This is a genomic window from Vibrio sp. Vb1755, from assembly GCF_033338635.1.
GTDB lineage: Bacteria > Pseudomonadota > Gammaproteobacteria > Enterobacterales > Vibrionaceae > Vibrio > Vibrio alginolyticus.
Genome location: NZ_JAWOTA010000025.1, coordinates 39,447 through 63,704 on the forward strand (window position 1 = coordinate 39,447; position 24,258 = coordinate 63,704).

The 24,258-nt window shown below is 44.7% G+C and carries 22 protein-coding genes; 7 read left to right on the forward strand and 15 right to left on the reverse strand.

The window, feature by feature from the left end; genetic code table 11:
* Positions 1-197: 197 nt before the first annotated feature.
* Both aroC and prmB read right to left on the reverse strand, forming a co-directional pair.
* On the reverse strand, positions 198-1,283 hold the full coding sequence (gene aroC, locus R7E00_RS18250) for a chorismate synthase (RefSeq protein ID WP_031780893.1): 1,086 nt from the start codon (positions 1,281-1,283) through the stop codon (positions 198-200).
* Between the two features lie 180 nt (positions 1,284-1,463).
* Positions 1,464-2,396 (reverse strand): 50S ribosomal protein L3 N(5)-glutamine methyltransferase, encoded by a 933-nt coding sequence (gene prmB / locus R7E00_RS18255; protein WP_005380541.1) that lies wholly within the window; start codon positions 2,394-2,396, stop codon positions 1,464-1,466.
* 62 nt (positions 2,397-2,458) lie between these two features.
* Here prmB and smrB point away from each other — a divergent pair, with 62 nt between their 5' ends.
* Positions 2,459-2,989, forward strand: coding sequence for an endonuclease SmrB (smrB, locus tag R7E00_RS18260; protein ID WP_005380539.1), 531 nt, complete (start codon positions 2,459-2,461; stop codon positions 2,987-2,989).
* 96 nt (positions 2,990-3,085) lie between these two features.
* Here smrB and sixA read toward each other — a convergent pair whose 3' ends face one another.
* Positions 3,086-3,550: a phosphohistidine phosphatase SixA gene (sixA, locus tag R7E00_RS18265; protein ID WP_005380537.1), complete on the reverse strand. Its 465-nt coding sequence runs from the start codon at positions 3,548-3,550 to the stop codon at positions 3,086-3,088.
* Between the two features lie 376 nt (positions 3,551-3,926).
* On the opposite strand from sixA, the gene R7E00_RS18270 reads away from it, so the two are divergent.
* On the forward strand, positions 3,927-6,704 hold the full coding sequence (locus tag R7E00_RS18270) for an insulinase family protein (protein ID WP_213880827.1): 2,778 nt from the start codon (positions 3,927-3,929) through the stop codon (positions 6,702-6,704).
* A 166-nt stretch (positions 6,705-6,870) separates the two neighbouring features.
* Positions 6,871-7,125 carry a CG2 omega domain protein gene (locus R7E00_RS18275; protein ID WP_213915937.1) on the forward strand — a complete coding sequence of 85 codons (255 nt, stop codon included), beginning with the start codon at positions 6,871-6,873 and terminating at the stop codon, positions 7,123-7,125.
* 62 nt (positions 7,126-7,187) lie between these two features.
* On the opposite strand, the gene fadJ is transcribed toward R7E00_RS18275, so the two are convergent.
* Both fadJ and fadI read right to left on the reverse strand, forming a co-directional pair.
* Positions 7,188-9,299 carry a fatty acid oxidation complex subunit alpha FadJ gene (fadJ, locus tag R7E00_RS18280; RefSeq protein WP_213915936.1) on the reverse strand — a complete coding sequence of 704 codons (2,112 nt, stop codon included), beginning with the start codon at positions 9,297-9,299 and terminating at the stop codon, positions 7,188-7,190.
* Positions 9,299-10,606: an acetyl-CoA C-acyltransferase FadI gene (fadI, locus tag R7E00_RS18285; RefSeq protein WP_258494100.1), complete on the reverse strand. Its 1,308-nt coding sequence runs from the start codon at positions 10,604-10,606 to the stop codon at positions 9,299-9,301. Before fadI ends, fadJ begins: the two co-directional genes overlap by 1 nt.
* Before the next feature lie 720 nt (positions 10,607-11,326).
* On the opposite strand from fadI, the gene R7E00_RS18290 reads away from it, so the two are divergent.
* The 4 genes from R7E00_RS18290 (at position 11,327) to R7E00_RS18305 (ending at position 15,809) form a co-directional block, all read left to right on the forward strand.
* Complete coding sequence (locus R7E00_RS18290) at positions 11,327-11,902, forward strand: sigma-70 family RNA polymerase sigma factor (protein ID WP_033907378.1); 576 nt, start codon at positions 11,327-11,329, stop codon at positions 11,900-11,902.
* Positions 11,895-12,626 (forward strand): DUF3379 domain-containing protein, encoded by a 732-nt coding sequence (locus tag R7E00_RS18295; RefSeq protein WP_033907380.1) that lies wholly within the window; start codon positions 11,895-11,897, stop codon positions 12,624-12,626. Before R7E00_RS18290 ends, R7E00_RS18295 begins: the two co-directional genes overlap by 8 nt.
* A 297-nt stretch (positions 12,627-12,923) precedes the next feature.
* A complete protein-coding gene (locus tag R7E00_RS18300; RefSeq protein ID WP_005384451.1) occupies positions 12,924-14,183 on the forward strand; it encodes an outer membrane protein transport protein in 1,260 nt (419 codons plus the stop codon).
* Positions 14,184-14,492: 309 nt separating this feature from the next.
* Positions 14,493-15,809 (forward strand): outer membrane protein transport protein, encoded by a 1,317-nt coding sequence (locus R7E00_RS18305; protein ID WP_033907381.1) that lies wholly within the window; start codon positions 14,493-14,495, stop codon positions 15,807-15,809.
* Positions 15,810-15,883: 74 nt separating this feature from the next.
* Here the strand turns inward: R7E00_RS18305 and R7E00_RS18310 are convergent, their stop codons facing one another.
* From R7E00_RS18310 to ccmA, 10 genes are all read right to left on the reverse strand, one after another.
* A complete protein-coding gene (locus R7E00_RS18310) occupies positions 15,884-16,657 on the reverse strand; it encodes a VacJ family lipoprotein (protein ID WP_005380523.1) in 774 nt (257 codons plus the stop codon).
* A 216-nt stretch (positions 16,658-16,873) separates the two neighbouring features.
* Positions 16,874-18,088, reverse strand: coding sequence for a c-type cytochrome biogenesis protein CcmI (ccmI, locus tag R7E00_RS18315; protein ID WP_005384453.1), 1,215 nt, complete (start codon positions 18,086-18,088; stop codon positions 16,874-16,876).
* A complete protein-coding gene (locus R7E00_RS18320; RefSeq protein ID WP_005380519.1) occupies positions 18,088-18,573 on the reverse strand; it encodes a cytochrome c-type biogenesis protein in 486 nt (161 codons plus the stop codon). Before R7E00_RS18320 ends, ccmI begins: the two co-directional genes overlap by 1 nt.
* Complete coding sequence (locus R7E00_RS18325) at positions 18,570-19,124, reverse strand: DsbE family thiol:disulfide interchange protein (RefSeq protein WP_005380518.1); 555 nt, start codon at positions 19,122-19,124, stop codon at positions 18,570-18,572. The genes R7E00_RS18320 and R7E00_RS18325 overlap by 4 nt, the downstream gene beginning before the upstream one ends.
* A gap of 1 nt (position 19,125) precedes the next feature.
* A complete protein-coding gene (locus R7E00_RS18330; protein WP_017635943.1) occupies positions 19,126-21,102 on the reverse strand; it encodes a heme lyase CcmF/NrfE family subunit in 1,977 nt (658 codons plus the stop codon).
* Entirely contained in the window at positions 21,099-21,584 is a 486-nt protein-coding gene (gene ccmE, locus R7E00_RS18335) for a cytochrome c maturation protein CcmE (RefSeq protein WP_005380516.1), read from the reverse strand. The genes R7E00_RS18330 and ccmE overlap by 4 nt, the downstream gene beginning before the upstream one ends.
* Positions 21,581-21,787: a heme exporter protein CcmD gene (gene ccmD / locus R7E00_RS18340; protein ID WP_005380515.1), complete on the reverse strand. Its 207-nt coding sequence runs from the start codon at positions 21,785-21,787 to the stop codon at positions 21,581-21,583. Before ccmD ends, ccmE begins: the two co-directional genes overlap by 4 nt.
* An 11-nt stretch (positions 21,788-21,798) precedes the next feature.
* Positions 21,799-22,542, reverse strand: a complete 744-nt coding sequence (locus R7E00_RS18345; protein ID WP_005380513.1) for a heme ABC transporter permease — start codon at positions 22,540-22,542, stop codon at positions 21,799-21,801.
* 109 nt (positions 22,543-22,651) lie between these two features.
* A complete protein-coding gene (ccmB, locus tag R7E00_RS18350) occupies positions 22,652-23,320 on the reverse strand; it encodes a heme exporter protein CcmB (RefSeq protein WP_005380512.1) in 669 nt (222 codons plus the stop codon).
* A 1-nt stretch (position 23,321) separates the two neighbouring features.
* The gene (ccmA, locus tag R7E00_RS18355) at positions 23,322-23,939 is read right to left on the reverse strand and encodes a cytochrome c biogenesis heme-transporting ATPase CcmA (RefSeq protein WP_005380511.1); all 618 of its coding nucleotides are present in this window, start codon (positions 23,937-23,939) and stop codon (positions 23,322-23,324) included.
* Positions 23,940-24,258 lie beyond the last annotated feature (319 nt).

A 24,258-nucleotide genomic window follows, 5' to 3' on the forward strand; every position in this document is an offset into this window, starting at 1 on the left:
TGCCTGATAAAATTGTGCCACCCGCGATTCAGTGAGTGGCATAATTTTATATTCAGTCATCCTGAACAGCGACGAAGGAGCATGATTCAGGATCTATTATCCGAGCACTCTGTTGTCAGAGATGTTTCTTTCTCTTTTCATCGCGCTGAAATTAGATTCCTAGTCTCGCTATAGCTCGCTGGAATGACACAAAGCTCTTAAATCTTCGGTGTTTCAGTTGTTACGCCATGGTTTTGACCACGGTGGCGTAGTAAATGATCCATCACCACAATAGCCAGCATCGCTTCTGCGATAGGCACAGCACGAATACCCACACATGGGTCATGACGACCTTTGGTGATCAACTGAGTTGGTTCACCTTCTTTTGTGATGGTCTCACCCGGCACAGTGATACTTGATGTTGGCTTAAGCGCAATGTTTGCGACAATGTCTTGACCAGTCGAGATACCACCAAGAATGCCACCCGCATGATTACTACCAAAACCTTCAGGAGCAAGCGTATCACGGTGCTGACTGCCTTTTTGGTTTACCACCTCGAAACCGTCTCCGATTTCCACGCCTTTCACCGCGTTGATGCTCATTAGTGCGTGCGCGATGTCTGCATCCAAACGGTCAAATACGGGTTCCCCAAGACCAACAGGCACGTTAGTTGCCACAACCTGGATTTTTGCGCCAATAGAGTCGCCTTCTTTTTTCAGGTCACGGATAAGTTGGTCAAATGCTTCTACTTTGTCAGCATCAGGGCAGAAGAATGCATTGTTCTCGATTTCGTTCCAATCTACCTTGTCGATAGATACATCACCCATTTGTGACAAGTAAGCACGAATCTCAACACCAAACTCATCTTTTAAGTATTTCTTCGCGATTGCACCAGCAGCCACACGCATTGCGGTTTCACGAGCTGAAGAACGGCCGCCACCGCGATAGTCGCGGATGCCATATTTTTGGTGGTAAGTGTAATCAGCATGACCCGGTCTGAACTTATCTTTGATGTCAGAGTAGTCTTTTGAGCGCTGATCGGTGTTTTCAATTAGCAAACCGATCGATGTGCCCGTGGTTTTGCCTTCAAAAACGCCAGAAAGAATTTTAACTTCATCCGGTTCACGACGTTGTGTGGTGTAACGTGATGTGCCTGGACGACGGCGGTCGAGATCGATTTGTAGATCTGCTTCTGTAATTTCCAACCCCGGAGGACATCCGTCTACGATACATCCCAGTGCGATACCGTGACTTTCCCCGAATGTCGTCACTCGGAAATGTTGTCCGATACTGTTTCCTGCCATTACTTCCTCAAGTTTTTATCGCCACACTCTCTCAAAACAGAGCATAGCTGCTTTCCAATTCTTCGTGGATTCATAGTGGCTTTATTACGTTTTGATGTAAAGAGTTAATATCGGCGAGGTATGCATAAAAAAAACACCGAGCATAAAGCTCGGTGTTTTGATGTTTAGTGCAAGACTCTATTAGTCTTTGTACAGTTTAAACTCTTCTGCACACTCAACCAGCTGGTCACGCGTTAGCATAAATACGCCATGACCGCCGTTCTCGAACTCAATCCAAGTAAATGGAATCTCTGGGTACTGTTCCATCATATGAATCATTGAGTTGCCGACTTCACAAATAAGAATGCCGTTATCTGTTAGATAATCTGGCGCGTTAGCAAGAATACGACGCACTAGTTTTAGACCATCCGTACCCGCAGCTAAACCAAGCTCAGGCTCATGCGTGAACTCATCTGGCAGGCTGTTCATGTCTTCTTCATCCACATATGGTGGGTTGGACACGATTAGATTGTATTTCTCTTTTGGAAGATCACGGAACAAATCAGAGCGAATTGGGAACACTTGCTGCTCCATACCGTGATCTTGTACGTTTTGCTCAGCCACTTGTAGAGCATCTGTAGAGATGTCGATCGCATCCACTTCTGCTTCAGGGAAAGCGTGCGCACAAGCAATCGCGATACAACCAGAACCCGTACATAGGTCCATGATGCGCGTAGGCTCTTCCACCAACCAAGGTTGGAATTCCGCTTGAATCAATTCGCCGATAGGAGAGCGTGGCACAAGTACACGCTCATCAACGAAGAACTCAAGACCGCAGAACCATGCTTTGTTGGTTAGGTATGCTGTTGGCGTACGCTCGTTGATGCGTTTTACTACGCGCTCAACAATACGCAGACGCTCGCTTGTCGTTAGGCGAGAGTTCAATACGTGCGGAGGCACATCAATCGGCAAGTATAAGGTTGGCAGGATAAGCTGAACTGCTTCATCCCACGCATTATCAGTACCATGACCGTAAAACAGGTTCGCTGCATTAAAGCGGCTTACCGTCCAACGAATCATATCTTGAAGGGTATGCAGCTCCGATACCGCTTCTTCTACAAAAATCTTATCCAAAATTGCCTCCGAAAAGCGCTACAATACTGCCAATAAAGTTTATTAATGAAATTGTTTACCTAATGAGCAAAAAAGACACCGAGAACGATGACGATTTCGCCTTGTTTCAGGAAGCAGTACAGGGCGTAAAAAAGTTGCGACAGGATACCATAATCCAGCAACCAAAAAAAAATACTAAGCAAAAAGAAATCAAGCGCTCCAACCGTGAAGCGAGTGACTCTGAATTTTACTTTTCAGACGAGTTTGTCCCTCTATTAAACGATGAAGGTCCAACTCGTTATGCACGTGACGACGTCTCCACTTATGAAGTCAAACGTCTACGTCGTGGCGTGTATGTACCGGACGTGTTCCTCGATATGCACGGCATGACACAGCAAGAAGCAAAACGCGAGCTTGGTGCGATGATAGCCTATTGCATCAAAAACGAGATTCATTGTGCGTGTGTGCAACATGGTATTGGGAAACACATCCTGAAACAGAAAGCCCCACTTTGGTTAGCACAGCATCCTGACGTTATGGCTTTTCACCAAGCGCCACTAGAATTTGGTGGTGATGGTGCGTTGTTAGTGTTGCTTTCTATTCCTGAAAAGTAACAAGCTTGCTGTAGACACGACGAAACGAAAAGGCAGGGATATCCTGCCTTTCTTATTCGGTCTCTAATTTGCAAACGCTTATTTTGGTTTAGACACTTATGGCGTAATATGCCATAGCACTTCACCATTTTGTGTTTGTAAATCATATTCAATGCACACTAGCCCTGATGTAGGAAACATCGGTGGTGTCATGTCTTTTACAAACTCTGAAGTCAGATAACCGACCAAAGGCAAATGCGATACGAACAAAAGCGAGTCCAATTGTTCGACTTCTATTAACGCACTTGCGAAATCGAAGACATGCTCGGACTGGCCATAAGGTGTAATATCTTCACAAGTTTCAATGCTTTTTGCAGAGAAATACGCACTGATCTCTTGCCAAGTTTGTTGAGCTCTAATGTACGGACTCACCAACACTTTATCGAATTGCGCAAAACCCTGTTCTTTACAGGCTCTCGCAACCGCTTCTGATTCGACTCTGCCTCTTGGGGTCAATTGTCGTGCTGCGTCTGAATCTGCAAAATGCTCGGCTTCACCGTGACGCATGATGAATATTTTCATGTTATTTCCTAGGGATAGCTAACGCTACCAAAAGGTTGACTGCTATCTTTATTAGATAGACGGGGCTAACTTTAACAATGACGAAACAAAAATACTGATATAATTATCTGTTCATTATACCAATTCGCTTGTTAAAGATAGCGACTTTCTTAACAATCTATTAAAAGAATGTACTCAGTTCATCACACTATTTAACTGTGCAATGAGTTCAGAGCATTCACTCAAACAGTTCTTCCCCATACGCAAACGCGATGGGCCTGTGCAGAAGTCTACGAATAACAAAAATACGGCAAGCAGTATTTGTCGAAACGCAAACTTTGCGCCCCCCCCGCGAGGGGAGCCTAAATTACTGTAATGCGAAATCTGGAGACGCATCGTGCATCTAAGTCCTAACGATTCAAATCAATACCGCTACATTACCTTGAGCAATGATCTGCGTGTACTGCTGATTCATTCCGATACGGCTCAACAGTCGGCAGCTGCTCTGGCAGTGAACGTTGGACACTTCGACGACCCAAACGATCGCCAAGGTCTGGCACACTATTTAGAACACATGCTTTTTTTGGGTACGGAAAAATACCCTAAAGTGGGCGAATTTCAAAGCTATATTAGCCAACACGGTGGAACAAACAACGCTTGGACTGGTACAGAGCACACTTGTTTCTTTTTCAATATTGCTCCAAATGCCTTTGAAAGTGCCTTAGATCGATTTAGCCAATTCTTTACCGCACCTTTGTTTAACGAAGAAGCATTAGACAAAGAGCGACAGGCTGTCGACTCCGAATACAAGCTCAAACTTAATGATGATTCTCGTCGCCTGTATCAAGTTAACAAAGAAGTCATCAATCCAGAGCACCCGTTTTCAAAATTCTCTGTCGGAAACTTAGATACTCTTGGCGACCGAGATGGTAAATCCATCCGCGACGAAATTGTGGAGTTTCACCACTCACAGTATTCCGCCGATTTGATGACACTGACTCTATTTGGGCCACAGTCGCTCGATGAACAGCAAGCTTGGGTAGAAGCCATGTTTGCCGACATCCCAAATCACCACCTCCGTGGAAAATCGATTGATGTACCGATCGGCACTGAGGAAAGCACGGGCATTTTGGTTCAAGTCGAGCCGCTCAAAGAGTTCCGTAAACTGATTCTCACATTTCCCATGCCGGGAATGGATGCGCATTATAGCGTGAAGCCACTCTCCTACTTTGCGCACCTGTTGGGTTACGAAGGAGAAGGCAGTTTGATGCTTCAACTCAAAGAAAAAGGCTGGATTACTTCTCTCTCAGCGGGCGGCGGCGCGAGTGGCAGTAACTACCGAGACTTTACCGTAAGCTGCACCCTGACGCCAAACGGCTTAGATCATGTTGATGATATCGTTCAAGCAGTTTTTCAATACCTCTCGATGATCAAACAAGACGGGTTAGATGAATGGCGCTATCTCGAAAAACAAGCGGTATTAGAATCGGCTTTTCGCTTCCAAGAGCCATCGCGCCCAATGGATCTCGTCAGCCATCTGGTGATCAACATGCAGCACTATCAACCGGAAGACACGGTTTATGGTGACTACAAAATGGCGGGCTACGATGAGGAGTTACAGCGTTCATTGCTGCGATACTTAACCATCGATAATGTACGCGTCACTTTGATTGCTAAAGGCCTGGAATACAACCGTACTGCCGAATGGTACTTTACCCCGTACTCCGTCACACCTTTTAGTGAAGACCAACGTCGTTTCTATCAACAAATCGACCCAAGCTGGCAATTCGTCTTACCGGAAAAGAACCCTTATATTTGCTACGACCTCGACCCCATGCCACTCGAAAATGGTGATTCACTGCCAGAGTTGATTGAGGATCTCGAAGGGTTTCGGCTGTGGCATTTACAAGATGACGAATTTCGCGTGCCAAAAGGTGTCGTTTATGTCGCTATCGACAGCTCTCATGCCGTTGCATCACCAAAGAACATCGTCAAAACGCGCTTATGTGTAGAGATGTTCCTCGATTCGCTAGCAAAAGAAACCTATCAAGCAGAAATCGCAGGGATGGGTTACAATATGTACGCTCACCAAGGTGGCGTGACCTTAACCCTCTCAGGGTTCAGTCAAAAGCTGCCTCAGTTGCTAGAAATGATTCTGCACCGTTTTGCTTCTCGAGATTTCAGCCCTGCTCGCTTTGAAACCATCAAACAACAACTGTTACGAAACTGGAGAAATGCTTCACAAGATCGCCCTATTTCTCAGCTGTTTAACGCACTTACTGGGTTACTTCAACCCAATAACCCGCCTTTCGCAACCTTAGTCGAAGCGCTAGAAGAAATCGAAGTCGATGAACTCTCGGTATTCGTAGAATCCATTCTTGCAGAACTGCACGTCGAAATGTTTGTCTACGGAGACTGGCAACGCCAGCAAGCCCATGACATGGCAACGACCTTAAAGGATGCTCTAAGAGTGAACGAGCAACGTTATGAAGAAGCACTTCGTCCGCTCATTATGCTAGGTAAAAATGGCAGTTTTCAACGTGAGGTGCATTGTAATCAGCAAGATTCCGCAGTCGTTATTTACCACCAGTGCGAGGATATTGAGCCTCGCAGTATCGCGCTATACTCATTGGCCAATCACCTTATGTCGGCAACGTTTTTCCACGAAATCCGTACCAAGCAGCAATTAGGTTACATGGTAGGCACTGGCAATATGCCGCTAAATCGTCACCCTGGTATTGTACTGTATGTGCAGTCACCTAATGCAGCACCTGCCGAGCTGGTTACCTCAATCGATGAGTTTTTAAATGCCTTTTATATGGTGTTGTTAGAGTTAAACGATTACCAATGGCACAGCAGTAAGCGCGGCTTGTGGAACCAAATAGCAACGCCTGACACCACTCTTCGAGGACGAGCTCAACGTCTTTGGGTTGCAATAGGAAACAAAGACACTGAGTTTAACCAACGTGACAAGGTACTTACGGAGTTGAAGAAGCTGACGCGCGCAGACATGATTCGCTTCGTTGTGAACGAATTGAAACCTCGTACTGCAAATCGTTTGATCATGCACTCTCAAGGTCAAGCGCATTCGGAGGCTCCGCGCATCCATCTAGGACAAGAAATAGGATCGATTGAAGAGTTCCAACTTCGGCCAAAAGATTGCGGCTTGGGGTGATCTAGTTGCTCAGAAATAAAATTGTCGATTACTAGAATGTACCTACAAACCCATGAGGTTGTCGGTCTCATAGATTGAATCGGCACCATAATTGGCAGAAAATTGAAATTACGCCATTGCGGCTTATCTCTAATTACCGCACTAAAAATAACTTAATGAGGTAATCATGAAAAAAGCACTTTTACTAGTGGCTCTTATACTGCCATTGGCATCTGCTTACGCTGAACTCTCAGTCAAAGGCGATGGCTTCGAATTAAGTGACGACTGTGTGCGCCTTAGCGGAGACAATGTATCCATCAAATCAGATGATTGCTCTTCAAAGCAGTGGAATGATAAAGACAAAAAAGGTAACAGCAGCGTTCACGGGGACGACAACCCAGGTAAAGGCCACAATAAAGATAAGAAAGACAAGAAGAAGTAACCATTTCTTCTTTATGAAAAAGGCTTGCCACTGGCAAGCCTTTTTCTCTACCGAAGCAACGTTTAATAGAACGTTGTCCCTTCACCAGCTCGAGTAAGCAAACCATCACATGGCGCGTAACGATCGCCATACTTCGATGCAAACTCATTCATTTTCTCTACGAGCTCTTTAATGCCAAATTGGTCCATGTAACGGAACGGACCACCCAAGAACGGTGGGAAACCAATACCAAATATCGCGCCAATATCACCGTCACGTGGCGAGCGAATGATGCCATCATCCAAACAACGTACCGCTTCATTCAGCATTGGCAGCACACAGCGCAACGCAATATCGTTATCGCTTAGCTTAGATTCAGGGTCGAGCTTAAGCAGTTTGTAAACTGATTTGTCGACATCTTTCTTCTTGCCCTTGTAAGTGTAAAAGCCCTTACCACTCTTGCGTCCTTTACGTCCATCATTTAACAAGATATCAAACACATCCGGGCCTTTGAATCGGTCACCTAACTCATTAACCAGAATCGGCATAATTTTCGCGCCAATGTCGACACCGACTTCATCCAGTAAGGTAATCGGGCCGACAGGGAAACCAAAATCAAGCAACGCCGTATCAATCTTTTCGATCGGCTCGTTAGCCAACAAAATATGCGCCGCTTCGTTCATGTATGGAGCAAGAATGCGGTTCACGTAAAAGCCCGCTTTGTCTTTCACTACGATTGGGGTTTTACCTTGCTTCTTAGCAAGTGCAACAACTGTTGAAACGGTTTCATCTGACGTCGTTTCATGTGGAATCACTTCCACCAAAGGCATTTTTTCTACTGGGCTGAAGTAATGCAAACCAACTACGTTTGCTGGACGCTCTGCTTTTTCTGCAATTTTGTGGATAGGCAACGAAGAAGTATTGGTCGCAAAGATAGTTTCTGTCTTAGCGTTCGCTTCAATGTCCGCCACCATTTTTTGCTTAAGATCTAAGTCTTCAAAAACGGCTTCAATTACGACATCAATATGATTAAAACTGGTAAAATCGACACCACCAGACAGTTGCAGCATTTTCGCTTGCAGATCGGCCTTGGATAGAATGCGACGTTTGCGCTGTTTCTCAAATAACTTGTAGTTGTAGTTGAGCGCATTTAAAACACCATCGTTGCTAACGTCTTTGATGCGAACAGGTACTTTTGCTTTTGCAACAGACACATGGCTGATTCCGGCGCCCATCAGACCACCACCAAGCACACCAACTTTATGAACTGGTGCTGGTTTCGCATCCGTGCCATTTTCTTTCTTCATTTCTGTTGTGGCAAAGAAGATCGAACGGAGCGCTTTTGACTCTGAGCTCATCACAAGCTCACCGAAGCGCTTCGCTTCAAGTTCTTGACCTTTAGCGAAGCCTTTCTCTAAGCCATGTTGAATAACTTCTAGAATTGCAACCGTTGCTGGATAGTTACCGCGAGTTTTTTGATTCGTTTTCTTCGCAGCTTGCTCAAATACAAACTTGCGCCCTAGCCCGCTACCAGACATCACCTTTTCTTTCGTCGATAGCTTTTTCGTGCCCTTGTTTTTACCTTTGTCGATAAACTGTTTTGCTACGTCGAGCAAAATGGTGTCAGGCACACAGGCGTCCACAACGCCCAATTTTTTAGCTTTCTTCGCACGAAGTTGTTTACCCGTCAGGATCAAGTCTAACGACGGTAACAGGCCAATCAAACGTGGCAGACGCTGAGTACCACCAGAACCTGGCAATAAACCAAGTTGTACTTCTGGCAGACCTAAACGCGTTTTGTCAGAATCCGTACAAACACGATAATCACATGCAAGAGCCAGTTCTAAACCACCGCCCAAACATGGGCCATGAATAGCCGCAACGACAGGATAAGGTAAGTCCGATAGCTGCTGGAACAACTCCTGACCTTGCCTTGCTAAGGCTTCCGCTTCACTTGCTGTGGTGCATGCTTCTAGCATTCGAACATCAGCACCCGCAACAAAATTGTCCGGTTTGAGGGAGTGGATGATCATCCCTTTAATACCACTGGAGTCTTTTAGCTGAGCAAAAATTTCTTTCATTTCGTCAGCAAAAGCCGCCTGCAGCGTATTCATTTTTTCATTAGGAACATCAATTGCTAACCAAGCAATATTTTGCTCATCAACCTTTAGACTAAATGCTTTTTGCTCGCTCATTACTCAACCTCCAGAATCATTGCCGCACCAAGACCACCAGCAGCACATGCGGTATTCAATGCAATACCACCGCCACGGCGTTTTAGCTCTCGTAGGGTTTGCGTCATCATACGCGCACCAGTCGCAGCAAATGGGTGACCATAAGCAATTGATCCGCCAAGCACGTTGAACTTATCCATGTCAATTTCACCAATCGCTTTTGAGCGACCAAGGTTTTCTTGAGCAAACTTATCGGAAGCAAACATCTTCACATTCGCCAATGCTTGAGCAGCAAAGGCCTCGTGCATGTCGATCAACGTCAGGTCTGACAGTTCCAAGCCTGTATTTTCAAGCACTTTCGCTGTAGCATAAGTCGGCCCCATCAGCATGTCCTTTTCCACGCCGATAGCAGAGAATGCATAACCTCGGATGTAACCAAGAATCTCCATTCCGAGCTCTTTCGCTTTACCTTCTCGCATCAACATCACTGCCGCACCACCATCAGTCAATGGCGTACTGTTCGCAGCCGTAACACTGCCATACTGACGATCAAACGCAGGTCGCAATTTCGCGTATCCCTCAACCGTTGAGTCATGACGAATATTGTTATCTTCCGAAATCCACTTTTTGTATGGTTCAGGGAAAGCCGTCATCACTTCATCTTGGATTTTTCCTTCTTTCCAAGCTTGAGAAGCCAGCGTATGAGAACGATGTGCAAGCGCATCCTGTTCTGCGCGAGAAATACCATGTGTTTTAGCCATTTGCTCTGCAGTTTGTCCCATGGATAAACCCGTAGAGTACTCTGCTACTGCTGGTGGCACTGGCATCAGGTCTTTAAAGCTCAAGTTTTTGAGGATACTAAGCTTCTGACCCATTGTTTTTGTCTTACTAAGAGCAAGCAGATTAGCGGCCAGTTTCTTTGATACGCCAATAGGCAGGACGGAAGAAGAGTCTGCACCGCCAGCAATACCAATATCGATGGTTCCCGCCATGATGCTTTCTGCGACATTAACCGCCGCTTGAAAACTCGTCGCACACGCTCGAGTCACACTGTATGCATCAGTATGGATGTTCATACCAGTGCCTAATACGATTTCTCGTGCGATGTTTGGCGCTTCAGGCATTTGTACTACTTGTCCAAATACCACTTGTTCGATTAGCTTCGGAGCAATATCTGTTCGAGCAAGCATTTCGCTTACTACCATTTTCCCTAAATCGACCGCTGGCACTTGGCTAAATTCCGTGCTTTGACGAGCAAAGGGAGTTCGAAGCCCCGCGACAATAGCGACACGCTCACCATTGCGTGTTTTTACTTCCTGCTTGCCCATTGTTTCTCCTTAAATACAAGAGGTCTGACCTGATGCATTGTAATGAATTTGTTAAATTTATCAAACGTGCGTTTAAATAAACGTGAAGCAAGTAGTTCAATTACTCTACTTCTTTGATTCTTATGCGATTACTAATGGTTAACTATAGAGAGTTAAAACGGTAAGAGGTATACGGAAAGTAAAATCGAAGCAAAAAAAAACCACACATAACTGTGTGGTCGGAATATCTATAAAACAATTAACTTACGCCAATTGAAAAGTAATCAGTTTCCTGATTAGGAGAAAGTAAAGTCAGCCTTCAAAAGGAAGTGTCATCTTGCTCAACATGTTAGTCGCAATGACTAACGAGATGACAAGGTGTACTATAACCCCTTCACTGCTTGATATTTTGAAATAGATCAATTTTATAGTGATTTTACGAGTTTTAAGCTCACCTAAAGCGATTATTGATTCAAAACAATTCAAGAATCCACCATCAGAAGTCCCTTTTAATGCTCCATCGAATGAACTTATCCAAGCCATTGATTACTAATGATGATATTGTTAACAATATATATCAATTCGTGTTCGATGATATCTGACATTTGCGTATACACTTTTAGGTAACCACATGGCTTATTGTGTCAAAGGGGTTGCATGACAAATCCTGCAACCAAAACCGCTAAGCGATGAAGCAAGTAAAGTCATGCTCAGAACAAATAAGAAACTCACAGAGCGAGGATGGAGGCTCCTGTGGCCATATTAAAAATGTTTGGAAAGAAAAATTCCAACAGTCCGGTCAACTCTGATATGGACAAGCAAAGAAAATACGAAGCGCTCGTCCGAGGGTATCATCGTGACTTGTACCGCTACGCATATTGGTTGTGCAAAGATAAAGCGGTCGCGGAAGATCTAGTTCAGGAAACCTGTCTTAGAGCTTGGAAGTCACTCGATAGCCTCCAGGACGAAAAAGCTGCCAAGTCTTGGCTCATCACAATATTGAGACGAGAAAATGCGCGCCGCTTCGAACGTAAACAATTTGATTTAGTTGATATCGATGATTACGGCAATGATGCTAAAGTCAGCGATGAACCACATCATCAGCAAGAATGGCTGCAGGCACAGATCATGAAGCTCGATGTTGAATACCGTGAGCCTTTATTTCTCCAAGTTGTTGGTGGTTTCAGTGGAGAAGAAATTGGTGACATTCTTGATTTAAATAAAAACACAGTGATGACTCGACTATTTCGCGCTCGTAATCAACTTAAAGAGATGTTGGATTCTCAAGATACCAAGAGAGGACAAAAGAATGGATGATTTAGAATTTCGTCGTCGTATTTTGTCGGATCCAAAACAAAAGGATGAAGAGATTCTGCAAGCTTTAGCTGGTAGCGACGCCAACAATAAGTTTGTTGATGACGTTTTGGATCTCGATGTAAAAATTAAACAAGCCATGAATGTGGATGTACCCGAAGATCTCGCAGATAAGATTTTATTTAGCCAGACGTCGAGTGCACTTGATGAAGAGAAGGTCGTAAGACCAAACTTTGTCCGCAAAGCAATGGCACTTGCCGCTTCTATTGCGTTCACCGCAGGGTTATTAGTTGGCCAAGTAAACTGGGGAAATGTTTTGGTGTCTCCAGCACAAGCCAGTTTAGCGGATACCGCGATGAAACACGTTATTCATGAAGAACCGTTTGTTCGTCATCTTGATGAGGATGTACCGAGCTCGCAAATTAATGCGAAAATGTCGCCATTTCATTACCAGTTTAGTGAAAACTTTCCATATCACGTTTACTACCTAAACCACTGCGGTTTTGGCGAATCCAATGCGGTGCATATGGTGTTCCAAGGTCCAAAAGGTAAAGTAACGTTATTTATTACTGGTATTCCAAGCGAACAAAGTACCGACTTTAGTAAGGATGGCATGACCGGAATCGTTCAGCCCGTCGGGAGTTCAAGCCTGATTTTAGTCGGGGAAGAAGGTGAAAATATTGATGCGCTCGCTACGACTCTTGCATCAATGATTAAGCCGATGTAACAACTTCGACGATTTCCAGCCTTCAAAAGGTTAAATGCCGCTAAATGATCTTATTTAGCGGCATTTTTGTATAAATAGAACACAAAACATTCACCACCCCTATCGCATTTAGAGCTTAAACTCTAAATTATGCATTTTAAGTGCAATTTCCCGTCTTTTAGACATCATTTCTGCAATTTTTATTCAATTTTATCCAATGGTCGGATTTGTCCAAGCAACTATTGATACTACTATCTGCGCCACTGAGCAAAAGCTCAATTTATCGTCCAAAGAGACGAATCTAATAAGGAAAAACAAATGACTCAGAACACGCGTCTGTTTAAAAAGACTCTCCTTGCAGTAACGGTAGCTTTTGCCTCAGGTCAATCGATGGCAGCGGGTTTCCAAATCAACGCTCAATCAGCAACTGGCATCGGCCGTGCATTTGCTGGTGATGCGGTAATCGCAGATAATGCAGCAGTAATGGCTCGTAACCCAGCAGCAATGGCTCTGTTTGATAAAATGGAACTGTCGCTAGGTTTCGAAAGCATTACTTCAATGATTGAAGTGAAAGATGCGAAATATAACGTTAATACTCCTTTGGGCTCCAATACTGTAAGTGTTGCTGATACTGATGATGTGGGTGATACGTCAATAGCTCCAAACATTCACCTAATCGTTCCAGTAAATGACAAGTTTGCATGGGGCGTAAACGCATACTCTAATTTCGGCACTAAAACTGAATTTTCAGATAACTACACCGCAACAGAGTACGGTGGTCTTACGGATGTAAAAAGCTTCAACTTTGGATTGGCGGGTTCTTACCGTTTAAACGAACAATGGAGCTTTGGTGCTGGTTTAGATTTAATCTACGGCCAAGGCACAATGAAGCGTACAACTAGCTCTTCAGTCCCAAGGGTTGGCGGTCAAAAAATTCTGGACGTAGATAAAGCTGATGGTTGGGCTGTTGGTTTTAACGTAGGTACTGTGTACGAACTAGATGAAAACAACCGTTTTGGTCTAGCGTATCGTTACAGCCCTGAATTTACGGCGAAAGACGACAAAGGTCAGGAAATCACGCTACCTCTACCAGATATGGCCGAGTTTTCCGGTTTCCACAAAATCCAAGACACTAAATTTGCTGTACACTACAGCATCCAATACATCGGCTGGAAAGATTTCGACCAAATTGATTTTGAGAACCTAAATCAGGGTTTACTTAAAGGTGGTTACTCGAAAGACTATCAATGGCAAGATGGCTGGCACTACGCAATTGGTGGTACTTACTACCTAAACAACAACTGGACACTTCGTGCTGGTTACATGTACGACACAAGCGCTCAAGATAAAGTAACGTCTATCTCGGTACCAGACTCAGATCGCCAGTGGTTCTCCACAGGTTTCTCTTACCATATTGATAATAGCTCAAACATCGATTTTGGCTTCACGTACTTGTTAGGTGAAGATGTAAAAGTTAATGAGAATACTCAATTAGCTCCTGGTCTTTCTACCGGTGTAACAGCAACAACTCATGCTGATGCAATTCTATTCGGCTTACAATACAGCCGTAGCTTCTAAACGCTTCGCTGTTAGTTAGTAGAAAAATACTTTATATAAAAGGCTGGATTTCCAGCCTTTTTTCATATCTGCGATTTATTGCCCACTCAATTTGAGTGAACACGTGTATCTAAATCTCACAATTAGGACGCACAGCTGTTCGCTGAATTCCGTTTACAAGCCTTTCACAGTTAGATTATTAAACCACATAAATAATATTTGAAAGGATAATATTCCAAATGACCACTTACGCTGGATTTTCATTTCTAAAGTAAAAACTCTACCTTTAAACTTTCGTCCCACGTTATAAACAAATCAGCGAACATTCGAATGAAAACCAACAAGACTCTTCTATCAACAGCAGTGGCATTAAGCCTACTTGGCACAACGGGCATGGCTAACGCAGCAGGTTTCCAACTTGCTGAATATTCTGCAACAGGCCTAGGTCGAGCATATGCTGGTGAAGCTGCAATGGCTGACAACGCAAGTGCACAATGGCGTAACCCAGCAATGCTAACTTATTTGGAAGGCACTCAAGTGTCCGTTGGTGCAATCTATGTGAACCCAAATATTGATATTGAAGGTGATGTAAACTTCCACGGTAGCACTTCTTCTGCATCTTCAGATGACTTCGCACATGATGCAATCATTCCAAACTTCTACCTATCACACCAATATAATGAGAAATTCGCGATTGGTTTGGCATTTGGCACCAACTACGGCATGGAAACCGATTTAGGTAAAGGCTTTGGTGCCTCGCACTTCGGTAACGAAGCAAGCGTAACGACAATGGAAGCGAACTTGAACGCAGCTTACAAAGTCAATGAATCAATCAGCGTTGGTGGTGGTATCCGTTACATCATCGGCGAAGGCAGCTTTGGCGCAGCAGCTCCTAGGAATAACGTTGTAGGGTTAAATCCTGAAACTAATCAACCAATCAGTGTTCCTCAAGGTACCGCTCTAAAATACATGGAAGGTGACGATACCGCTTGGGGCTGGCAAGTTGGTACAGCATGGCAGATCAATGAAAATAACCGTATCGGCTTCGCGTACAAATCTGAAGTTGAACTAAAGCTTGAAGGCCATGCTGAAGGTCTTGGTTTTGGCTTCGGTACTTCTGAACGCGACAACGGCTACATGTATCTAAACCTGCCTGCAACGGCTGAGTTGGCAAGCTTCCACCAAGTAACAGACCAACTTGCGTTACACGCAAGCGTTAACTGGACGGATTGGAGCTCTTTCGAGAAATTGGAAGCACGTCTAAATACTGCTGGCACGCATATGGTTAAAGTAGAAAACTGGGAAGACAACTATCGCTTTGCTGTTGGTGCTACTTACCAGCTTGATCCTAAGCTAGCGCTACGCACTGGTATTGCATACGATACTTCAGCGGTAAGCGACAAAAACCGCACGATTACTATTCCAGAAACTGACCGTACTTGGCTAAGTATTGGCGCAACGTACGATTGGACGAAAGACTTCAGCCTAGACGCTGGCTTCACCTATATTTTTGCGAAAGACGCACCAATCGTTGAGTCTCGTGGTTACAAGTCAGACGACACTGCAGAACAAGTCGGCGGGCAATTTGTAGGCGAAACTACGGGTAATGTTTGGCTAATCGGTGTTCAAGCAAACTACCGTTTCTAACCAAGCTGCAAAATACAAAAAAGGCTTAGCATCAGCTAAGCCTTTTTTCATTTCTCGATTATGAAGAACAACGCTTAAAAGTCTTCTAGATATTCATCTAAATACTCTTCTTCTTCGATGTTAACTTCTTCTACCGTTTCAACTTCTGCTTTAAAGTTTTGACGCTGGATATAAACATCGCGAGTTAGAATATATGGATCCGGCGACGAGTCTAGCTGCGCTTCTTGCGGTACTAATAAAGCACGCTTCTCCATTCCTTCAAACGCCCACTTACCCAAACTCGCCCAGAAGTTGAGATAAGAGAGGGGTAAATACGTACTATCTACGGTATCTGTCACTTCACGTAAGGTATACGGACCATAACCTGGAACCATGAAGTAAGGACCATTTCCAACACCATAGTGGCCTACTGCATCACTGAACGCTTTCTCGTCGTACTTCGTAATACCCGCGGCACTTGCAATATCGAATAAACCGAAAATACCGAACGTCGAGTTAATCCAAAAACGGTTAAAGTGGTCCACGGCTTTCGTACCATTACCCATGATTAAGTTATTAACCATGCTTGCTGGCTCATCTAAGTTCGATAAGAAGTTAGCGATACCAGAACGAATAGGAACTGGCGTGTATTCTACATACGCAAGTGATACAGGACGAACCAAATACGGATCTAAATATTCGTAGTTGAGTTCCCACATGGTTCGGTTAAAGCCTTCCAACGGGTCATACACATCAGAAGTCGTTTGATTTGTTTCTTGTCCTGTTACTGCTTCATCAGGCGCACTTGAACAGCCAACCAGTCCAACGGCTAACAGCAACAAGAAGGTAGATTTACCCTTGTTATACATTTTATTTTCCATAACGACTATTAATGTACCTAAGTCACCCCGATTAACCATTGTACGTATGTTGAGCAGGATACATAGTAAAGATGACTCAGATATGGGAATAAATAAAGGCCAGCAATCGCTGGCCTTCGGTATTCTACTCGATCGTTTAGAGTCATACCACTAAAGGCAACTGACTCTACCTCGTTGTCATGTTTCAGAGACAGATGTTAACAATTAATACTGCTGATCAATGGTCACTTCTACTGGTGCGCCAAATTCAACGACGTCACTTTCTCCGTGCCAATCTTGATCACGCGTTGCTACGTTACCGTCAGAATCTACACGCACACGGACGATTAGCTTATCGAGTGAAGATAACTTTTGCCCTTGCATCATGGCATTGCCATCATCTAATACGACTGTGCGAGGGAAAGTACCTAGCGGATAACGAGCAGCAGCCACAGGCATCGGGGAGCCATCTGAACGATGTACTGACACAATCAGAACTGCGTTTGGATCCAACTGAGCATTTGGTGCCACATTAATTGTCACTGCTACACTCTTATCCGGTGAAACCGCTTCGCCCATTTGCTTACGAGCACTCTCAATACTGCGTGACAACATCTCGTAGCGACTATCTTCTGGACCAATCATTTGCTGCATGATTCCCCAGTACTTGATGGCTGCCGGGAAGTCTTGACGCTCAAACGCATCGAACGCTAACAAAGAAAACACACGCAGATCGACATAGTCTTGCTGCATCAGCTTGCCGAGTAATGAGCGAGCCGTCGCTTGATCCATTTCCTCTTGAGACAGCATCAGAGCTTGTGCATAACCCAACATCACATCAGGATCTTTTGGCTCTAGGCGGTACGATTTTTCCATCGCATCGATAGCTGTGGTGACATCACGATTTGCTAACGCAATACGACCTAGCAGTAACCAACCTGTCGAGTCTTCCGGCTGGTAATGTAAGCGAGTTCGAAGGGCAAGGGTCAAATCCGCCATTTCATCGTCACTCAGCGGCTCAGAAGAAGCCGACATCAGCTTTTTCGATAACTCAGGTAGATTTGCAGACACTTCTTGCCATTGAACAATATCGTCTGACGCGCCAAATTTATAATACAAACCATAGCTCAGCACCACCGTCAGAATTACCGATGGAACTAAAACCGCGATTGGAGAAACCTTAGTTTCTTTTTGCGCTTTATCACCAGGGATATCGTCAAGCAGTGATTGCTTTAGATCAGAAATCAGTTCGTCTTCACTTTCAACTAGACCTTCGTCAGTTTCTTCTGCAAGCTCAGATAGTCGGTCTTTATAAAATGCCTTGTTAAGCTCATCGCGTAACACATCATCATTGTTCGCTTTTTGTTTAAGCAGCGGCAAAGCCACCAGCGCACAAGCAATAAGCGTGAGAACAACGGTGGAAATCCAAAATAGTGTCATTACTTCTTATCTCCGTTGTTCTCTTCTTCAAGCAATGCTTTTAAACGAGCTTCTTTTTGCTCATCCCATTGCTCGTCACTGCTCGCTTTTGCCTTAACTTTAGATTTACGGCTACGCAGCACAATCAAACCAAAACCACCCAGTACTACAGCGAGTGGCCCTAGCCACAAAATCGCAGTCGCGACCGTAAATGGTGGGTTGTAAGTCACGAAGTTACCGTAACGGGCGATCATGTAATCAACAATCTCATCTTTGGACTTCCCTTCTTTGGTCATTTCGTACACCTTATGGCGTAAGTCCTGAGCAAGTTCAGCGTTAGAATCCGAGATCGTGTTGTTCTGACATTTAGGGCAACGGAGCGTATGGCTTAACTCTTTGAACTGCTGTTCTTGTTCCAAATTATCAAACTCGTACACTTCAATGGCCGCATGAGCAGCAAGAGATAATGTCATCGCAGCAAAAACGGCAAGAATTAGCTTTCTCATTGCTTCGCCTCCTCAACCAATTTGTTGTAAAGCGGCTCCAGTGTTTCTGACCAATTACGTGGGTTTACATCCCCTACATGGCGATAGCGAATCACACCATTTGCATCAATAATGAATGTTTCTGGAGCACCATAAACGCCAAGGTCAAGGCCAAGCATACCACTGCCATCAAATAGGCTGATCAAGTACGGGTTGCCGAGATCATTCAGCCAACCTATTGCTTTATTACGATCATCTTTGTAATTCATACCGATGATCTTAACGCCCTTACCCGCCAATTCGTTTAGGTATTTATGCTCTGCATAACACGTTGGGCACCACGTTGCCCAAACGTTCAAGAGCAACGGTTCACCTTTAAAAATTGATTGGTCGTACTGTTTTCCAGGCTCAGCCAGGTCTTCTAAATGAAACTCAGGAACTGGCTTGCCAACCAAAACCGACTCCAATTTAGTTGGATCATCGCCCTCTTGGTTACGCATTAATTGGGTTGCGAAAATGCCCGCTAGAATCATGAAAGCGACAAGCGGAATAAATAAGATTTTCTTATTCATGTTATGCCTCCTGCTCTTTTGACTTCGCATTTTTCTTCGGCGATTTACGGAAGCGGTAGCGTTTATCAGAAATCGCTAGTGCGCCGCCTAATGCCATAATCAAAGAGCCAGCCCAAATCCAACGAACGAACGGTTTATAGTAAATACGAACAGCCCAAGATCGGTTGTCGTCTAAACGTTCACCCATTGCAATGTATAAGTCGCGGCTAATACCACGGTCAATGGCTGCTTCAGTCATCATAGACTTAGCCGTACGGTAGAAGCGCTTCTCTGCGTGAAGCGTATTCACGTATTTGCCATCGTGTGTGATCTCAAAGTCTGCGATGTAGCCATCGTAGTTTGGACCATCTTTATCACGCAAGCCTGAGAAGTAGAAATCATAGCCTTGAATTTGGAAGTGTTCGCCAGGTGCTAAACGTACATCACGCTCGATGCTGTAGTTCTGTACCATCGCAATACCGATAACAGATACCGCCAGACCAACATGACCCAACATCATTGCCCAGTGGCTACGTTGCAGCTTGCGAACACCTTCACTAAAGCTATGACGGTGCGTTGCGCGCTCGTACAGTTCAAAGCCATGCATCGCAATAATCCAAATCGCCATCACCCAACCAATGTAAGCCATGGTTGAGAAGAAATCGGCAAACAGGTACACGCATAGCGCGGCCAAGGCGAAAGCAAGCACACCTGAAACGAGCATTGGTTTCACAAGTTTAGATAAATTGTCTCGCTTCCAACGAATAAGAGGGCCAATACCAAGCAGGAAAGCAAATGGCATCATTAACCACGCAAATAGCATGTCAAAGAATGGCGCACCGATAGAGACCGACCCCAAACCAAGCTGCTTGTGTACGAGCGGCAACAGTGTCCCCACTAACACCACAACAAGAGCGGCGATAAGTAATACGTTGTTGGCTAAGAGCGCATTTTCACGTGAGACTAAGTCGAAGTTACCTCGTACACGCACTGCTGCCCCTTTTACGGCAAACAGCAATAAAGAGCCACCGATAACGAAAACGAGGAAGCCTAGAATAAACATACCGCGCGACGGGTCAGACGCGAACGCGTGCACCGATACTAAAATACCGGAACGGACTAAGAAGGTGCCCAACAAACTCAACGAAAATGCAGAGATTGCCAATAGTACCGTCCACGCTTTAAATGTGCCGCGCTTTTCTGTCACGGCAAGAGAGTGCATTAATGCGGTACCCGCTAACCAAGGCATGAATGATGCGTTTTCTACTGGGTCCCAGAACCACCAGCCACCCCAGCCAAGTTCGTAGTAAGCCCACCAAGAACCTAGTGCGATACCAAGTGTTAAGAATACCCATGCTGCGGTTGTCCAAGGACGAGACCAACGAGCCCAAGCAGTATCAAGGCGTCCGGTCATTAGGGATGCGATCGCAAAAGAGAATGCAACCGAGAAACCAACATAGCCCATGTAAAGCATTGGCGGGTGAACAATCAAACCAGGGTCTTGAAGCAGAGGGTTCAAGTCACGTCCGTCAACCGGGAAGAACGGTAACGTACGTAGGAATGGGTTCGACGTTAGGATGATAAACAGTAGGAAACCCACTGAGATCATGCCCATAACAGCAAGTACACGTGCAACCGACTCTTGCGGCATACCACGACTAAACGTCGCTACAGCGACAGTCCAAGCAGCTTGGATTAAAACCCATAGCAACAGTGAACCTTCGTGTGCACCCCATACTGCGGTTAAACGGTAGTACCAAGGAAGCTGACTATTCGAGTTGCTCGCTACATACTGTAACGTGAAGTCGTTGGTATAAAATCCCCAACATAAAATGGCGAAAGAGAACAACAGCATCAGGAACATAGACCAAGATAGCGGTCGCGCTGTGTTCATTAGCATGGTGTTATTATTCGATGCTCCCCACAATGGCAATACGCTCAACAGCACTGCCATTGCAAGCGAAAGAATGAGAGCAAAGTGACCGATTTCAGCAATCATTGGCCGCTTCCTTGTTTCTGTTCGGTGCTGTATTGAAGCGGTTCATGCGTTTTCTTCATCGCTTCTGCAATTTCTGGTGGCATGTATTCTTCATCGTGCTTCGCTAGGACCTCAAATGCCTCAACTGTCGTGGCATCTTTCAGTACACCTTGAGCAACAATACCCTGCCCTTCACGGAACAAGTCAGGAAGAATACCGTCATAGGTAATCGTCACTTTCGGACCGACATCGTGCAGGTCAAAACTCACTTTCAAAGAATTAGGATCTCGACGAACTGAGCCCACAACCACCATTCCACCGATACGCAGACGCTGGCCTACTTCTGGCTTGGTGCCATCTGGCTTACCATTAACCAATTCCGTTGGAGTGTAGAAAAGGTCCATATTTTGATTAAGCGCATAAAGTATCAAACCAATGGTGGCACTAATACCGATAAAGATCGCTAGTACAATACCTAGCCTCTTTTTACGTCTCGGGTTCATAAGGTGTTCTCCATGTTCTTCGCTGCGTCGATACGAGCTTGACGGTCAATTTTTGCTTTCACTTCTTTCAATAATGCATCACCGCGGCGAAGGCTAGTGATCAGAAGAATCAGCATGGATAAGAAAGTAATACCAAACGCACTCCATACGTATGATGCGTAGCCACCCATGGCAAAAAAGTCGCTCAGAGATTCAAAATGCATAATCAGTTACCTCACTGAGTTTGTTCTGTTGCGAGTTTGCGCACCCAAGGGCGGTGACTTTCTTTACTGATGATTTCGTTACGAAAACGGACCATCGTCACGGCACCAAAGAAGAACGCAAAGCCAAAGATGTTCAGCAATAACGGCCAAAGCATGTCGGATGAAATAGAAGGTTGTTCAAATTTCGTGATCGTCGCACCTTGATGAAGCGTGTTCCACCATTCCACGGAAAAGTGAATGATAGGTAGGTTTACTACGCCTACGATCGCTAAGATACCAGCGGCTTTTGCAGCGGTTTTTTGATCGTCAAACGCATGGTAAAGCGCAATCACACCAAGGTAGAGAAATAGAAGAATCAATTCAGATGTAAGACGGGCATCCCATACCCACCAAGTGCCCCACATAGGCTTGCCCCAAACAGCACCTGTAAGTAGAGCAATAAAAGTAAATACTGCACCAATCGGAGCCATCGCAAGTGCCGCCATATCAGATAGGCGAACTTGCCATACTAGGCCAATAAATGCAGCGATCGCCATCGACATATAAACGCCCATAGACCAAATAGCTGATGGGACATGAATGTAGATGATTCGGAAACTGTCACCTTGTTGGTAATCTGAAGGCGCAAATGCAAGCCCCCAAACCGTACCAACCGATAAGCATACGAGGGCCAATACAGAAAACCAAGGCAGAAACTTACCACTCAAACGATAAGCTGCTTCTGGCTTGGCATAAGGATGTAGCCATTTCCACATGTTTTGTTCTCACTCTTACTTCAGGGACACTGTCTAAAGGGTTGAGACCGTAGCAGTGCTTTAATAATAATTCTTTGATCAAGCGCCGCTTCATTGGCACTTTATTGAGTTAGTTGACACTAACTCGTAATGCGGCACTGATGGCAAAAGGCGTTAATGTCATCGCCCCCATTAGCATCGCACCTAAAATCGCTAGTTGACCGTTATACGCCATACCGAGTGCGGCAGCATCAATTGCCGATGTTGCGAAAATCAAAATTGGGATGTAGAGCGGAAGAATAAGCAAACTCAAAAGAACGCCACCCTTTTGCAACCCAACAGTCAACGCCACACCAATGGCGCCAATAAAACTTAGTGTTGGTGTACCGATCATCAAGGTTAATACAACCGATAGCCAAGTATTGAAGTCGAGCGAAAGTAAAACCGCCAATAATGGGCTAATTAAAATCAGAGGTAACCCTGTTAACAACCAATGTGCTATGACCTTTGAAACCACTACAAGTTGCAATGGAATCGGCATTAGCATCATTTGTTCTAGTGCACCGTCTTGAAAATCATCACGAAATAGACGCTCTAATGATAATAAGGCGGACAGCAATGCGGCAACCCAAACGATGCCCGCTGCAATACGTGCTAACAAATTAGGTTCTGGTCCAATACTCAGAGGAAAGAGAGTAATGACAATAATAAAGAACCACAACGGGTTCAGAATGTCTGCCTGACGGCGAAATGCGATTAGGAGCTCACGACGAATGATGGTGGTCATCGAGGAAATCATATCAGTCACCCAGCTTTATTTTTCTAAGTTTCGGGCTGTCCGCAAACATATCTTGATGCGTCGTCAACACAACAATACCGCCATTATCAGCATGACTTGCGAACAAAGATTCAAGCACCTTGACGCCTTGCTTATCAATGGCAGTCAACGGCTCATCTAAAATCCATAAAATTTGCTTACTGAGCCATAACCTTGCCAATGCGACTCGTCGTTGCTGACCTGCGGAAAGTTGTGCTACAGGCACATCTTCTCGACCAGCTAATCCTACTTGAGTCAAAGCGATAAAGATTTCTTCGTCTGAAGAGCGATTATTTTGAATAGATTGATAAAAACGTAAGTTTTCTAATGCGGTAAGCTCTCGTTTCACTCCTGTTTGATGTCCTAAGAAAAGCAGATCTTGATGGAAAACATCACGAGATTTTTCAACCTCTTCGCCTTTCCATTTAATGACACCTTCTTCTCTATCACCTAACCCTGTCACAATCCGTAGCAATGTAGTTTTACCAGTACCATTACGCCCTTCGATCTGGACCAATTCACCAGGCTTAATTTCAAACTGCAGGTTTTCAAACAGAACCCTTTCATCACGGATTGCTGTCAGGTTAGACACTTCTAACATAGAGCTTCAACTAAAAAATGAACGAGCCGCTATATTAGCACAGCTTAGTTATGACAAAACAGGATAAGAGGGCTAGGTTACATGTAAGTTCATGTATTTTTGTTAATTAATCATCACACTTTAATAAAATTAACTATAAGTAGTTATAAGCGCTCATTTTGAATTTGAGAGGCCAGAACTAAGAGCAAGATCGACTGAAGGTTATCTAGGGTTGTATTTAAGAAGAGCATTAGCGGCTAAAAGTAAATTACCACCTTCTAAAGAAGGTGGCTTTGTGTGAGCCCCCTAAAAGGGGGCCTTTGTTTAGTCCAGCGCCAAT

Bases quoted from the DNA above. Each gene is read 5' to 3' on its own strand.
- R7E00_RS18275 (WP_213915937.1), top strand. From the start codon at position 6,871: ATGAAAAAAGCACTTTTACTAGTGGCTCTTATACTGCCATTGGCATCT.
- sixA (WP_005380537.1), bottom strand. From the start codon at position 3,550: ATGAAAATATTCATCATGCGTCACGGTGAAGCCGAGCATTTTGCAGAT.
- ccmB (WP_005380512.1), bottom strand. From the start codon at position 23,320: ATGATTTCCTCGATGACCACCATCATTCGTCGTGAGCTCCTAATCGCA.
- ccmA (WP_005380511.1), bottom strand. From the start codon at position 23,939: ATGTTAGAAGTGTCTAACCTGACAGCAATCCGTGATGAAAGGGTTCTG.
- R7E00_RS18320 (WP_005380519.1), bottom strand. From the start codon at position 18,573: ATGAGAAAGCTAATTCTTGCCGTTTTTGCTGCGATGACATTATCTCTT.
- R7E00_RS18325 (WP_005380518.1), bottom strand. From the start codon at position 19,124: ATGAATAAGAAAATCTTATTTATTCCGCTTGTCGCTTTCATGATTCTA.
- aroC (WP_031780893.1), bottom strand. From the start codon at position 1,283: ATGGCAGGAAACAGTATCGGACAACATTTCCGAGTGACGACATTCGGG.
- ccmE (WP_005380516.1), bottom strand. From the start codon at position 21,584: ATGAACCCGAGACGTAAAAAGAGGCTAGGTATTGTACTAGCGATCTTT.
- ccmI (WP_005384453.1), bottom strand. From the start codon at position 18,088: ATGACACTATTTTGGATTTCCACCGTTGTTCTCACGCTTATTGCTTGT.
- R7E00_RS18305 (WP_033907381.1), top strand. From the start codon at position 14,493: ATGAAAACCAACAAGACTCTTCTATCAACAGCAGTGGCATTAAGCCTA.
- smrB (WP_005380539.1), top strand. From the start codon at position 2,459: ATGAGCAAAAAAGACACCGAGAACGATGACGATTTCGCCTTGTTTCAG.
- fadI (WP_258494100.1), bottom strand. From the start codon at position 10,606: ATGGGCAAGCAGGAAGTAAAAACACGCAATGGTGAGCGTGTCGCTATT.
- fadJ (WP_213915936.1), bottom strand. From the start codon at position 9,299: ATGAGCGAGCAAAAAGCATTTAGTCTAAAGGTTGATGAGCAAAATATT.
- ccmD (WP_005380515.1), bottom strand. From the start codon at position 21,787: ATGCATTTTGAATCTCTGAGCGACTTTTTTGCCATGGGTGGCTACGCA.
- R7E00_RS18345 (WP_005380513.1), bottom strand. From the start codon at position 22,542: ATGTGGAAATGGCTACATCCTTATGCCAAGCCAGAAGCAGCTTATCGT.
- R7E00_RS18290 (WP_033907378.1), top strand. From the start codon at position 11,327: ATGGAGGCTCCTGTGGCCATATTAAAAATGTTTGGAAAGAAAAATTCC.
- R7E00_RS18330 (WP_017635943.1), bottom strand. From the start codon at position 21,102: ATGATTGCTGAAATCGGTCACTTTGCTCTCATTCTTTCGCTTGCAATG.
- R7E00_RS18310 (WP_005380523.1), bottom strand. From the start codon at position 16,657: ATGTATAACAAGGGTAAATCTACCTTCTTGTTGCTGTTAGCCGTTGGA.
- R7E00_RS18300 (WP_005384451.1), top strand. From the start codon at position 12,924: ATGACTCAGAACACGCGTCTGTTTAAAAAGACTCTCCTTGCAGTAACG.
- R7E00_RS18295 (WP_033907380.1), top strand. From the start codon at position 11,895: ATGGATGATTTAGAATTTCGTCGTCGTATTTTGTCGGATCCAAAACAA.